The organism is Mesorhizobium sp. M0664 (assembly GCF_040320565.1).
Taxonomy (GTDB): Bacteria; Pseudomonadota; Alphaproteobacteria; order Rhizobiales; family Rhizobiaceae; genus Mesorhizobium.
In genome coordinates this window covers 112,147-125,932 of sequence record NZ_JAMYPW010000001.1, presented here as the reverse complement: position 1 = coordinate 125,932, position 13,786 = coordinate 112,147, and the positions used below count along the sequence as shown (strand labels likewise).

7 protein-coding genes and 1 tRNA gene are annotated in these 13,786 nt (G+C 63.4%); 3 read left to right on the top strand and 5 right to left on the bottom strand.

Features of this window, described 5'->3' with window-relative positions:
• Nucleotides 1-353: 353 nt before the first annotated feature.
• The 3 genes from NKI39_RS00550 to NKI39_RS00540 all read right to left on the bottom strand — a co-directional run bounded on the left by NKI39_RS00550 (nucleotide 354) and on the right by NKI39_RS00540 (nucleotide 9,834).
• Nucleotides 354-1,853: a helicase HerA domain-containing protein gene (locus tag NKI39_RS00550; RefSeq protein WP_352830297.1), complete on the bottom strand. Its 1,500-nt coding sequence runs from the start codon at nucleotides 1,851-1,853 to the stop codon at nucleotides 354-356.
• Nucleotides 1,854-2,003: 150 nt separating this feature from the next.
• On the bottom strand, nucleotides 2,004-4,070 hold the full coding sequence (locus tag NKI39_RS00545) for a PAS domain-containing hybrid sensor histidine kinase/response regulator (RefSeq protein ID WP_352830295.1): 2,067 nt from the start codon (nucleotides 4,068-4,070) through the stop codon (nucleotides 2,004-2,006).
• A gap of 52 nt (nucleotides 4,071-4,122) precedes the next feature.
• Nucleotides 4,123-9,834, bottom strand: coding sequence for a HAMP domain-containing protein (locus NKI39_RS00540; RefSeq protein ID WP_352501159.1), 5,712 nt, complete (start codon nucleotides 9,832-9,834; stop codon nucleotides 4,123-4,125).
• 44 nt (nucleotides 9,835-9,878) lie between these two features.
• Here NKI39_RS00540 and NKI39_RS00535 point away from each other — a divergent pair, with 44 nt between their 5' ends.
• Nucleotides 9,879-10,427, top strand: a complete 549-nt coding sequence (locus NKI39_RS00535) for a hypothetical protein (RefSeq protein ID WP_352469899.1) — start codon at nucleotides 9,879-9,881, stop codon at nucleotides 10,425-10,427.
• Nucleotides 10,428-10,655: 228 nt separating this feature from the next.
• Here NKI39_RS00535 and NKI39_RS00530 read toward each other — a convergent pair.
• Nucleotides 10,656-10,731: transfer RNA gene (locus NKI39_RS00530), tRNA-Ala, on the bottom strand.
• A gap of 163 nt (nucleotides 10,732-10,894) precedes the next feature.
• Nucleotides 10,895-11,284, bottom strand: a complete 390-nt coding sequence (locus NKI39_RS00525) for a TIGR02300 family protein (protein WP_023676282.1) — start codon at nucleotides 11,282-11,284, stop codon at nucleotides 10,895-10,897.
• Nucleotides 11,285-11,478: 194 nt separating this feature from the next.
• On the opposite strand from NKI39_RS00525, the gene aroA reads away from it, so the two are divergent.
• A complete protein-coding gene (gene aroA / locus NKI39_RS00520; RefSeq protein ID WP_352769039.1) occupies nucleotides 11,479-12,837 on the top strand; it encodes a 3-phosphoshikimate 1-carboxyvinyltransferase in 1,359 nt (452 codons plus the stop codon).
• A gap of 273 nt (nucleotides 12,838-13,110) precedes the next feature.
• Nucleotides 13,111-13,761 carry a (d)CMP kinase gene (gene cmk, locus NKI39_RS00515; RefSeq protein ID WP_352813851.1) on the top strand — a complete coding sequence of 217 codons (651 nt, stop codon included), beginning with the start codon at nucleotides 13,111-13,113 and terminating at the stop codon, nucleotides 13,759-13,761.
• Nucleotides 13,762-13,786: the final 25 nt, after the last annotated feature.

The window sequence follows — 13,786 nt, the reverse complement described above, 5'->3', positions numbered from 1 at the left end:
GATCCGCTTCTACGCTCAGGCTTTTCGTCGAAATCAGAGCACTACAGTGTGTGCATGGCAACATGATCATTTTCGATGTGGGCTGAAATGTCCACCCTGTGGCTGCCCCGCCACCCGCCACTTGCGATGCAGATCCACCGGGCGGTCCGGGGATGCCATTGAGAGGGGGCGGCTAGACCTGGGAACAGACCTTGGTCCCGTCGGGCTGAACGTCCGCAACCCTTCTTCAAACGTTAAAGCCGCCATTTCGCTATCGGCCCCAAACGCGACGTCTGAGTACTGGTTCGGCGATGAACACTCTGGCGCTTGCTGATGTTGAGCGACGTCAGCTTTCGCCCAAACCGCGTCAGCCCTTACACCACCAACCTCCCCTGCTCCGCGTCCTCTGCATTGGGATCGCCCGGCGCGGTCGCCCAGGCGAGCTCCACCAGCGTCACCGTCCGCCTTCCAACCCCGTCGAGCTGGCAGACGATCAGCCCCTGCTCCTCGATATATATCAGCAGGCGCCGGGCGCGGCGTAGCGAGTGCGAGCCGTAGGCGCGGGCGATCGCCGCGTCGCTCGGGCAGGGCCAGCCCTCCTTGGCGGCGCGGGCGATCATCATGAACACGCCTTGCATGTCCTCGGGGAGCAGCGAGGCGCGCGCCGAGACGTCCTGCCAAGCGTCATCGCCTGCCATGTCGGAGCCGAGGCCGGCGCGGGCGCGGGTCAGCATGCGGCGGAACTCCGGCAGGTCCGGCACGACCGAGGCGAGGCCCTCGATGCGGCAGCGGACCACGAACTCCTGATAAAGCACGCCGATGACCCGGAAGCCGGCATCGGGTTGCGCCAGCACGGCGCGCAGCACCCGGTCGACGCGCTCGCGGCGCTCCGCCAAATCCTCGGCGCTGATCGGCGGCTCCACCGCTTCGGGGCGGATTTCCAGCGCCGCCGATTTCGCCGCCATCAGCTGGTCGAGCAGGTCCGGCGACGACCGGCGCTGCGGCCGGACGGTTTCGGGCGGCGGGGCCGCCAGGATGATCGCGCGCGCGTCCTCCAACGCCGATTCCGGCAGCGGCATCAGGCGCGGGGTCGCGTTGCGCGGACTTGTATCGGTCGCGCCGATCCGCAAGCCCAGCGGACGGCGCGACAGCGCCGGGCCGAGCGCCATGAATTGCCCGCGCTCGAGGTCGCGAAAAGCCTCCGCCTGGCGCCGCTCCATGCCGAGCAGGTCGGCGGCGCGCGCCATGTCGATATCGAGAAAGGTCCGGCCCATGAGGAAATTGGAAGCCTCGGCCGCGACGTTCTTGGCAAGCTTGGCCAGCCGCTGGGTGGCGATGATGCCGGCCAGCCCGCGTTTGCGGCCGCGGCACATCAAATTGGTCATGGCGCCGAGCGAGAGCTTGCGCGCCTCGTCGGAAACCTCGCCGGCGACAGCCGGCGCGAACAGCTGCGCTTCGTCAACCACCACCAGCATCGGGTACCAGTGGTCGCGGGCGACCTCGAAAAGCCCGCCGAGAAAGGCGGCGGCGCGCCGCATCTGGTTCTCGGCGTCGAGCCCCTCGAGATTGAGCACCGTGGAGACGCGGTGGATGCGCGCCCGCTCGCCGGCGCTCTGCAGGCCGCGCTCGGTATGCTCCTCGGCGTCGATCACCAGGTGGCCGAAACGGTCGCCCAGCGTCACGAAGTCGCCTTCGGGGTCGATGATGGTCTGCTGCACCCGGGGCGCGCTCTGCTCCAAGAGCCGGCGCAGCAGGTGGGACTTGCCGGAGCCCGAATTGCCCTGCACCAAAAGGCGGGTCGCCAGCAGCTCCTCGAGATCCAGCGCCGCCGGGGCGCCTGCGCTCGTCTGGCCCATCTCGATCGCAACGGTCATGTCTCGACTCTCCTTGCGGAGAGGGCTTATCAATCGCATCACAGCCCGTCGAGCGCGGCATGGCCGGCGCTCCGTGTTGCGCACAGGCTGGATGTCGCGGACGATCGAGGATACGGAACGTACCGTTTCGATTCGATGAGGCTTGTCTCCTCAGGTCGAAAACCGGTACCCGCCTTTCACCGGCTGGGCCTGCCTGGCTTTCTGCGAGCCGGCGCGCGCGGCCGCTGCAAGAATGCTCTCCACAAGATCCTTGTCGCGCAGCGGTTTGCCGAGCAGCGGCACGTCGGGGGGCCGGCCGGCGATCGCGTCGGCATCGGCATATCCGGTTATCATCACCGCCGGCCAATCGGCCCGCAGATTGCGGGCGAACCGAATGACCTCCAGGCCCGAGACGAGCGGCATGGCAAAATCGGTGACGATGACATCGAAATCGTACGGCGCGCGCTCGATCATCGCCAGCGCTTCGGCACCGCCCGCGGCACAGGTAACCGCAAAGCCGTGTTGGCGAAGCGATTGCGCCGTCAGTTCCCGCAGTACGTTGCTGTCGTCGATCAGCAGGACCGATGGATAGTCCTCGCCGGCATTCACGACGCTGTCGTCGGCATCGGATTTCTCGGGGATTTCGACCGGACGCTCGATTGAACGCGGCAGCCAGAGCTGGACGGATGTTCCACTGCCGACGGTGCTTTCAATGCGAAGCGTGCCGCCCGATTGCTTGACGAAACCATGCACCGTGCTCAGACCGAGGCCAGTGCCCTTGCCGACCGGTTTTGTGGTGAAGAACGGTTCGACGACCTTGGCGAGAATGTCAGCCGGTATGCCCGACCCGGTGTCCTTGACGGTGACCACGACATAGTCGCCCGCCGAAATATCCTCGGCTGCACGGCCTAGCGTTCGATTTTGCGCCTCCACGATTATCGTGCCGCCGGACGGCATGGCATCGCGCGCGTTGAAGACCAGGTTCATCAGCGCGAGCTCCAGCTGGCTGGCATCGACATGCGCCGGCCACACAGTGTCGTCGACAAGCCAATCGAAACGGATCAGGCCGCCCAGGACCGGGGCCACCAACCCGTTCATTGTATCGCCGAGCGCGGCGAGGCGCACGGCCTGCGGCCTCAGCGTCTGGCTGCGCGAGAACGCAAGCATGCGGTTGACGAGCTCGGCGCCTTGTTTTGCCGACCGGCGTGTCAGTTCCAGAACCTGCCTGGTCTGTCCATCGAACTCGGCGTGGCGCTCGAGCAATCCCAATCCGCTGAGAATTGCGGCAAGCAGATTGTTGAAATCATGCGCCAGCCCGCCGGTAAGCTTGCCGATCGCGTCGAGGCGCTGCGATTGCAGCAGCTGGTTCTCAAGCTCGCGCCGCTCGGTAACGTCCAGCAACGTGCCGAGGATCTCAGGCTCTTTGCCGTCGGAGCCATTCGACAGGACGCCCTGGTCGAGAAAAATCCGGTAATTGCCGTCGGCGCATTGCCAGCGGAATTCGCAGGTGTAGGAGCCGGCGGCCTTGGCTGCGAGCAGGACCTCCCTCACTCTCGGCAGATCGTCGGGATGAACCCGGCTCAGGCCGAAGCCTGGATCGGATGTCAGGCGTTCGGGAGGAAAGCCGGTCAGGCGTTCGACCCCTTCGGTGACAAAGCTGGCGCCGAACGGCGGCTCCGCCGCCCTTGCGTGGAAGCAGACCGGAAGAGAGCTCAAAATGGCATGCTGCCGCTCCTGGGCGCTGCGCAGGGCTCGCTCGGCCTCGAGCTTTTCCTTCTGCGCCTGCAGTGCCTGGGCCAGCAGCCGTTGCTCGGCAGCCGCCTTTTGCTGGATTTCCAGCGTCTTCTCATGAAGTTCGACGAACACGGCGACCTTGGAACGTAGCATGGCCGGGTCGAAAGGCTTGAACACGTAATCGACCGCGCCGGCGTCGTAGCCGCGCAGCATGTGCGCGTCTTCCTTGTTGATGGCGGTGAGAAAAATTATCGGCGTTCGCCTGGATTGCTCGCGCTGGCGGATCAATCCCGCGGTCTCGTAGCCATCCAGCCGGGGCATCAGCACATCCAGCAGGATGACTGCGAAATCCTCCTTCAGCAGTGCGCGCAACGCCTCTTCGCCCGACTGCACGCAGACGACTTCACCGATAGGGGCCAGAACCTCGCCGATCGCCAGCAGATTGCGCTCGTCGTCATCCACGGCCAGGATGCGCGCCTTTGCCGGCCCTGCTGCCGGCGCCATAACCTCCAGCTTCCTTGCTCCGTTTCTCGACAGTTTCTGCATCGAGCGGCCGTCAGTTCACTGCCATGAGCGTCTTTTCCGGACCATGAACACGGGATCGCGAACGGCCGATCCAGACACGCAGCAATGCCAGCAGCAGATCAAGGTCGACAGGCTTGGCGATGTAGTCGGAGGCGCCGGCGTCGAGGCACTTCTGCCGGTCGCCCTTCATTGCCTTGGCTGTGACCGAGATCAACGGGATATGGGCGATCGCCGGCATGCTGCGGATCTGCCGCATCGTCTCGTAGCCATCCATTTCCGGCATCATGATATCGATCAGTGCCGCATCGATGTCCGGGCTCTGCTCCAGAAGCGCGATACCTTCCCGGCCACGCTCCGCATGCAGCACCTGGATGTCATAGGTCTCGAGAACGCTGGTGAGTGAATAGATGTTGCGGATGTCGTCGTCGACGATGAGGACCTTTGCGCCGGCGAGGTCGAACTTGTCCGGCTGTTCGGCTGCCGCACTATTGTTGTCGTGGCCTCGCCCCGGGAGCGTCGCGGATATCAGGAGAGCCAGCTGCGCGAAATTCTCCGCCCGCGGAACGTCCGCCAATGCCGGATGCAAGGCGAGCGACTGTTGCAGCGCTTCCGGATGAGGCGCAAAGAACAGCAGCCGCGACACCGACTGTCCGAACAGGACGGCAATCTCATCCAGCATCTGGGCGTTGTCCTTGGCCGAGCGGCCAAAGCCGAGCACAACGGCATCATAGTTGGCGATGCCGATATCGTCCGCATTCGCGGCGACGCGGCCGATCGCGGTGACCGAGGTGACGCCGTCGCGGATCGCCTCGATCAGCGAAAGGCGGCGCTCGGGATCGGGATCGGCAATCAGGACGCGGCTCTGGACGCGGAGCTTTCTGGAATGAATATCCTGGAAGACCTTCATCAGTTCGTCCGACGATACGGGCTTGGTTGAAATGCTGGATGCACCCTTGCGGGCAAGCACCTCGATGTCTTCGGCGCCCGAGATGACATGAACGGGAATGTCCTTGGTTTTCGGGTCATGGCGAAGCAGATCGAACAGCACCCAGCCGTCGATATCCGACAGTCCGAGATCGAGCGTAATCGCGTCGGGAACCAGCTTGCGTGCCAAAGCCAGCGTGCCGGAGCCCGCGGTCGACAGGACGCCTTTCAGCCCGGCCGAACGTGCAAGGCCGAGCAGCAAACCGCCGAAGGTCGGGTCGTCCTCCACGATCAGCACGACCCGATCTTCCGACGAGATCGTGTCGCGGTCATCGAGCAATTCGGAGGACGGCGGGCTCGGCTGCGCCGTCGTCGCGGCCACCTCCATCGCCGGCAGCAACGCCGCTTGCGGGGCCAAGGCCATCCGGGGTCCGTCGAATGGAATGACCAGAGTGAACGTCGAACCCTTGCCCGGCGTGCTCTCGACCCTCAATTCGCCGCCAAGCAGCCGGGCAATCTCCCGGCTGATCGAAAGCCCAAGCCCAGTGCCGCCATATTTGCGGCTTGTGGTGCCGTCGGCCTGCTGGAAGGCTTCGAAGATCAGCTTCTGCTTGTCCTGCGGAATACCGATGCCGGTATCGCTGACGACGATCGCGAGCGCCTCCATGGGTTGCGCCGAACCGTTGTGACGGCCCGCCTTTTCGGCCCGGAAATTCAAGCGGACCTCGCCTTGCGAGGTGAACTTGAACGCGTTCGACAAAAGGTTGAGCACGATTTGCTGCAATCGCTTCTCGTCGGTGCGGACGGTCTCCGGAAGCTCGGGATCGACGTTGATGGTGAAGCCAAGTCCCTTGTCGGTCGCCAGTTGCCGGAAGGTTCGCTCCATGTGCTGGCGAAGATGCACCACCGGCATGTCGTTGATGTCGATCGAGACGGTGCCCGATTCGATCTTCGACAGGTCGAGGATGTCGTTGATCAGGCTCAAAAGGTCGGTGCCGGCCGAATTGATGGTGCGCGCGAACTCGACCTGCTTGTCGTTGAGATTGCCCTGCTGGTTGGTTGCGAGCAGGTTTGAAAGGATGAGCAGCGAGTTCAGCGGCGTGCGCAGTTCGTGGCTCATATTGGCGAGGAATTCCGACTTGTATTTCGAGGTAAGCGCCAGCTGCTCGGCCTTCTCCTCCAGCGCCCGCCGCGCCATCTCGATTTCCAGGTTCTTGTTCTCCACCTGCTTCTTTTCGTTCTCGAGCAGCTGCGCCTTTTCCTGCAGCTCCTCGTTGGTGGCGTGCAGCTCCTCCTGCTTCTTGGTCAGTTCGGTCTGACGCGCCTGCAATTCCGAGGTCAGCAGCTGCGACTGCTTGAGCAGGCCTTCGGTACGCATGGTGGCGGCGATGGTGTTGAGAACGATGCCGACGGATTCCATCAGCTGGTTGAGGAAGGACTGGTGCGTGTCGCGGAATTCGCTGAACGAGGCGAGTTCGATGACGGCCTTCACCTCGTCCTCGAACAGAGCCGGAAGAATGATCACGTTCGCCGGCGCGGCATTGCCAAGGCCGGAGGTAACGCGCAGGAAATTCGGCGGCACATTGTCCAGCATGATGGCGCGCTTGTCGGCGGCACTCTGCCCGACAAGCCCTTCACGCAGATCGAGGCGTTGCTTGATTTCCGCCTTGCTTTCGGCGCCATAGGAGGCGGCGAGCTCCAGATAGAATTCATCCTCGTCGCGGTTGGTCACATAGAACACGCCATATTGCGCATTCACCAGCGGGGCGAGTTCGGACATGATGAGGCGCGAGACCGTGGCCAGGTCACGCTCGCCCTGCAGCATGCGCGAGAAGCGGGCGAGATTGGTCTTCAGCCAGTCCTGCTCGGCATTCTTCAGCGTCTGGTCCTTCAGATTGCGGATCATCTCGTTGATGTTGTCTTTCAGCGCCGCCACCTCGCCGGAGGCCTGGACGCTGATCGAGCGGGTCAGATCGCCCTTGGTCACCGCCGTCGACACCTCCGCGATGGCGCGCACCTGGGTGGTCAGGTTGGCCGCGAGCTGATTGACGTTGTCGGTCAGGTCGCGCCAAAGGCCGGCAGCGCCGGGCACCCGGGCCTGGCCGCCGAGCTTGCCTTCGATGCCCACTTCGCGGGCGACGTTGGTCACCTGGTCGGCGAAGGTCGCCAGCGTCTCGATCATGCCGTTGATGGTGTCGGCGAGCGAGGCGATCTCGCCCTTGGCATCGACCGTCAGCTTGCGCTTGAGATTGCCTTGCGCGACCGCGGTCACGACATCGGCGATGCCGCGCACCTGGTTGGTCAGGTTCGTCGCCATCAGATTGACGTTGTCGGTCAGGTCCTTCCAGGTGCCGGCGACGCCCTCGACCCGCGCCTGGCCGCCGAGCTTGCCCTCGGTGCCGACCTCGCGGGCGACACGCGTCACTTCGCCGGCAAAGGAGTTCAGCTGGTCGACCATGGTGTTGATCGTCGATTTCAGCTCCAGGATCTCGCCCTTGACGTCGACGGTGATCTTCTTCGACAGGTCGCCGCGCGCCACAGCGGTGGTCACCTCGGCGATGTTGCGGACCTGGCCGGTCAGGTTCTCGGCCATCGAATTCACATTGTCGGTCAGATCCTTCCAGGTGCCGGCAACGCCGCGCACCTGCGCCTGGCCGCCGAGCTTGCCTTCGGTGCCGACCTCGCGCGCCACGCGCGTCACCTCCGAGGCAAAGGAATTCAGCTGGTCGACCATCGTATTGATGGTGTCCTTCAGCTCGAGGATCTCGCCGCGCACATCGACGGTGATCTTCTTCGACAGGTCGCCCAGCGCCACTGCCGTCGTCACCTCGGCGATGTTGCGCACCTGGCCGGTCAGATTGGCGGCCATCGCATTGACGTTGTCGGTCAGGTCTTTCCAGGTGCCGGCGACGCCGCGCACCTGCGCCTGGCCGCCGAGCTTGCCGTCCGAACCGACTTCGCGCGCCACGCGCGTCACCTCGGAGGCGAAGGAATTCAGCTGGTCGACCATCGTATTGATGACGTCCTTGATCTGCAGGATCTCGCCCAATGCATCGACGGTGATCTTCTGGGTCAGGTCGCCGGTCGCAATCGCGGTTGCTACCTTGGAGACGTCGCGTAATTGCACGGTCAGATTGCCGGCCATGGCATTGACGTTGTCGGTCAAATCTTTCCAGGTGCCGCCGACGCCCTCGACATGCGCCTGACCGCCGAGCTTGCCCTCCGACCCCACTTCGCGCGCCACACGCGTCACTTCCGAGGCGAAGGAATTGAGCTGATCGACCATCGTGTTGACGGTGTCCTTGAGCTCGAGGATTTCGCCCTTGACGTCGACGGTGATCTTCTTCGACAGGTCGCCGCGGGCAACGGCGGTCGTCACCTCGGCGATGTTGCGGACCTGGCCGGTCAGGTTGGCGGCCATCAGGTTGACGTTATCGGTCAGGTCCTTCCAGGTGCCGCCGACGCCCTTCACCTCGGCCTGGCCGCCGAGCTTGCCTTCGGTTCCGACCTCGCGCGCCACACGCGTCACTTCCGAGGCGAAGGAATTGAGCTGGTCGACCATCGTGTTGATGGTGTCCTTGAGCTCGAGGATTTCGCCCTGCACGGCGACGGTGATCTTCTTCGACAAGTCGCCCGAAGCGACCGCAGTCGTCACCTCGGCGATGTTGCGGACCTGGCCGGTCAGGTTCTCGGCCATCGAATTGACGTTGTCGGTCAAGTCCTTCCAGGTGCCGGCGACGCCGCGCACCTGAGCCTGGCCGCCGAGCTTGCCCTCGGTGCCGACCTCGCGGGCGACACGCGTCACTTCGCCGGCAAATGAGTTCAGCTGGTCGACCATGGTGTTGATGGTCGATTTCAGTTCGAGGATCTCGCCCTTGACGTCGACCGTGATTTTCTTCGACAGGTCGCCAAGCGCCACGGCCGTGGTCACCTCGGCGATATTGCGCACCTGGCCTGTCAGATTTTCGGCCATCAGGTTCACGTTGTCGGTCAGGTCCTTCCAGGTGCCGCCGACACCTTCGACGCGCGCCTGACCGCCGAGCTTGCCTTCTGTACCGACTTCGCGCGCGACGCGCGTCACTTCCGAGGCGAAGGAATTGAGCTGGTCGACCATCGTGTTGATGGTGTTCTTGAGTTCGAGGATTTCGCCTTTCACGTCGACGGTAATCTTCTTCGACAGGTCGCCGGAAGCGACGGCGGTCGTCACCTCGGCGATGTTGCGCACCTGCCCGGTCAGGTTCGTCGCCATGGCGTTGACGTTGTCGGTCAGGTCCTTCCAGGTTCCGGCCACACCTTTCACGCGAGCCTGGCCGCCCAGCTTGCCTTCGGTGCCGACCTCGCGCGCCACGCGCGTCACTTCCGAGGCGAAGGAGGCCAGTTGCCCGACCATGGTGTTGACGATCTTGCCGATGCGCAGAAACTCGCCGCGCAGCTGCCGGCCGTCGATTTCGACCATCATCGTCTGCGACAGGTCACCCTTGGCCACCGCGCCGATGACGCGCGCCACTTCGGCCGTCGGCTGAACCATGTCCTCGATCAGATCGTTGACGGAACGGACGCTCGATTCCCAACTGCCGGTGGCGTTGCGGACACGGCCGCGTTCGCCGATCCGGCCATCCTTGCCGACGACCTTGCTGAGGCGTTCGAACTCGCGCGTGACCTGATCGTTGAGTTCTACGATTTCGTTGAAGGTGTCGGCGATCTCGGAATCAAGGCCGGCGTAGACATTGTCGATACGAACGGAGAAATCACCGCTCCGAAAAGCCTTCAGCGCGTTCAGTATTTGACGACGGTCCAATTGCCTTGTGGATGCAAGCACGCTCACAGCGCCCCTCCCAGCTCACGGATTTCTTGAATGTCCTGGTGAAACTGTCCCCTGCGGCCGACACAACTCCCCGCAAGCGCAAGAACGCGGCATGCTCGATTTGGTTCCAGACGAAATTGCCGCTATGCGGCAGGAATTTCGCAGCCGCATTCACGAAACGACGAGCAACAAAGATCCATAATGATTGTATCGATCAATATTTCTGCCCAACGGAACATCTCGAAAAAACTCTCGTTGGTATAGATCGCGATCCAGCGATGCAACTCGATGGAGACACTAAGATGATGAAAATTCTCTCTGCATCCCTACTTGCTATCGGCCTGGCCACATCTGCCATGGCACAATCCATGGGCTCCGGGACCGGTAGCGCCGATGGCAATACCGGCGTCAACACAGGCACTTCCGGCGGCAACACCGGGACCGGCAGCGCAACTACCCCGAACACAATCGATCCGAACGCAACGAACGCTACCACGCCGCAGACAAACGGTATGGAGGATCGCTGCAAGGATACGGCGGGCAGCGATACCGACAACAACACACCCAGCGGCGCTATGACGTCGGATATGCAGAACTGCAACAAGTAACGGAGTTTTGCGCAGCGGTCATTCAGCCCGCGGCCTGGTCCAGACCGGTGCTCGCGGTTCAAACCACAGCCAGAAATATGCAGAGACCGGGCACGGGCTCATTACTTCTGAATGGATCGGCGAGCCCAAGCCGGGCGGCCGATTAACTAGTCTCAGCTAGGTTCTGCGATAGGCGGCGGCCAGCCCGGCGGGCGGGGCGGCCGTTCTGCTGATTTTCGCGGAGAGAACTGGTGGAGCCAATCGGAATCGAACCGACGACCTCTTGAATGCCATTCAAGCGCTCTCCCAACTGAGCTATGGCCCCACTCCGGCAGTTCACCGGCGCCGTTTCCGGCGAAGAGATCCGGCGCGGGTTCTAGACCGCGCCCTTAGTGAAGGCGGCTTCTAACCCCGCCTTCAGTCAATATCAAGCCTTCAAGAACCGCTTTTTCTAAGCAGCGCCGCGAAAGCCGGCGAATGCGGTTCGCTCAGACTTCGTCGTCGTCTTCGCCGACGCCGATCATGTCGGCAACGTCGTCGTCTTCTTCCTCCTCGTCGGCGAGGAACGTGTCATCCTCGTCATCGCCAAGGTCAACGTCGTCTTCGTCATCGCCGAGATCGGGAAGCTCGTCGGCCTTCGCGTCCTCGTCCGCCTCTTCGAGCGAGACGACCTCGACGCCCTCTTCCTCCTCGGCGTCCACTTCCTTCTCGGCAACTTCCTCTTCCTCCTCGAGGGCGGCGATCTTGCCTTCTTCGAAATAGGAGCGCGGATAGCTCTTGCCCGTGTAAGGCGAGACGATCGGGTCCTTGTTCAAGTCATAGAATTTTCGACCTGTCTCCGGGTCGATGCGTTTGGTGCCAAGTTCGGGTTTTGCCACAGCAAGCCTCGTCGATGAAAGTTTGGTCCCCTTAACCAGAGTTTACGGCGCTGTCAAAGCGAAAAGCCGGCGTCCCAAAAAGCTTGAATTCGAAGGCCTTCATACCAAGGGGATGACCATTTCGGCACGCCATGATAGGAGACCCCGCAAACCAGCAGAAAATGGCCGGCCGCCGGCGTTTCCAGGAAAGAACCATGTCGCACACTGCCGCCCCGAAGCAGGCCACCGCCCGCAAATCATCTGGCCTTTCAGGCGCGGCACGGGTGCCGGGCGACAAGTCGATCTCGCACCGCTCGTTCATGTTCGGTGGCCTGGCCTCCGGCGAAACCCGCATCACCGGGCTGCTGGAAGGCGAGGATGTGATGCGTACGGGCGCTGCCATGAAGGCCATGGGCGCCCATATCGAGAAGCATGGCGCTGAGTGGGTGATCCGCGGTACCGGCAACGGCGCGCTGCTGCAGCCGGAAGGCCCGCTCGATTTCGGCAATGCCGGCACCGGCTCACGCCTCACCATGGGCCTGGTCGGCACCTATGACATGGAAACCACCTTCATCGGCGACGCCTCGCTGTCCGGCCGGCCGATGGGCCGGGTGCTCGAGCCGCTCCGCCAGATGGGCGTGCAGGTGCTGAAGGCGACGCCCGGCGACCGCATGCCGATCACGCTGCACGGGCCCAAGCACGCCGCTCCGATCACCTACCGCGTGCCGATGGCATCGGCACAGGTCAAGTCGGCGGTGCTGCTGGCTGGGCTGAACACGCCGGGCATCACCACCGTCATCGAGCCGGTTATGACGCGCGACCACACCGAAAAGATGCTCAAGGGGTTCGGCGCCAATCTGTCGGTCGAGACCGACGAGCGCGGCGTGCGCCACATTTTCATCGAAGGCCAGGCCAAGCTCACGGGGCAGACGATCGCAGTGCCTGGCGACCCCTCCTCGGCCGGCTTCCCGCTGGTGGCGGCGCTGATCGTGCCCGGCTCGGACATTACAATCGAAAACGTGCTGATGAACCCGACCCGCACCGGACTTCTGTTGACGCTGCAGGAAATGGGCGCGCGCATCGACATAATCGATCCGCGCAACGAAGGCGGCGAGGATGTCGCCGATCTGCGCGTGCGCTATTCCGAGCTGAAGGGCGTCACCGTGCCGCCCGAACGGGCGCCGACCATGATCGACGAGTATCCGGTGCTTGCCGTGGCGGCGAGCTTCGCCGAGGGCGAAACGCTGATGCTCGGGCTGGAAGAGCTGCGCGTGAAGGAATCCGACCGGCTGTCGGCGGTCGCCAACGGGCTGAAGCTCAACGGCGTCGACTGCACCGAGGGCGAGGCCTCGCTTGTCGTGCGCGGAAAACCCGGCGGCAAGGGCCTCGGCCAGCATCCCAACGGACAGGGCACCATCGTCCAGACCCATCTCGACCACCGCATCGCCATGAGCTTTCTGGTGATGGGGCTGGCGACGGAAAAACCGGTGACCATCGACGATCAGGCGATGATCGCAACGAGTTTTCCGGAGTTTATGGGGCTGATGAAGGGGCTTGGGGCGGAGATCGAGTAGCTTGATGGCAATCAATAGCCTTGGGGGTTGGGGCCAAACTGGAACGTCGGCGGGACAGCGCCCCCCTCTGTCCTGCCGGACATCTCCCCCACAAGGAGGGAGATTGGCAGCTTCGGCGCTCCGCTCAATCCTGCGACGTAGACAATTGGCGAAAGCCGCGATGGCCGCCGATCTCCCCCCGAGTGGGGGAGATGTCCGGCAGGACAGAGGGGGGCGCGAAGGATCGCCACGCCTAGCTGGATCATTGCGCTTTTCGATTCCGGTGGGCGGCCAATGACCCCAACCTTCACCATCGCCATCGACGGCCCTGCCGGCGCCGGCAAAGGCACCCTCGCCCGACGGCTCGCCGACCATTACCGGCTGAACCTGCTCGATACCGGCCTTACCTATCGCGCGGTGGCGCATGCGCTGCTCCGGCTCGGCCTGCCGCTCGACAATGTTTCGGCCGCTGAAACCGCGGCCGGGCAGGTCGATCTGGCAAAGCTCGACCGCGCAGTGCTTTCGGCACACGCCGTTGGCGAGGCGGCTTCGAAAGTGGCAGTGATCCCGTCGGTGCGGCGCATCCTGGTCGAGAAACAGCGCGACTTCGCAAGAACACCGCCTGGCGCGGTGCTCGACGGCCGCGACATCGGCACCGTCGTCTGTCCCGATGCCGACGTAAAACTCTATGTCACGGCAAGTGCCGAGGTGCGGGCAAAGCGGCGGCTGGATGAAATCGAGAGCATCGGCGGCACTGCCAATTTCGACGAAATCCTTGCCGATATCGTGCGCCGCGACGAGCGCGATATGGGCCGCATGGACTCACCCTTGAAGCCGGCCGCCGATGCGCACTTGCTCGACACGTCGGAAATGGCTATAGAAGCCGCGTTTCTGGCAGCTCGGGCGATCATCGACGATGTCCTGGCCAAGAGAAACGAAGCCTGAGCCGGGTTTTCCTGCCGCCGCCGAT

Coding starts and splice junctions, on each gene's coding strand:
- cmk (WP_352813851.1), top strand. CDS start 13,111: ATGACCCCAACCTTCACCATCGCCATCGACGGCCCTGCCGGCGCCGGC.
- NKI39_RS00545 (WP_352830295.1), bottom strand. CDS start 4,070: ATGGCGCCGGCAGCAGGGCCGGCAAAGGCGCGCATCCTGGCCGTGGAT.
- NKI39_RS00550 (WP_352830297.1), bottom strand. CDS start 1,853: ATGACCGTTGCGATCGAGATGGGCCAGACGAGCGCAGGCGCCCCGGCG.
- aroA (WP_352769039.1), top strand. CDS start 11,479: ATGTCGCACACTGCCGCCCCGAAGCAGGCCACCGCCCGCAAATCATCT.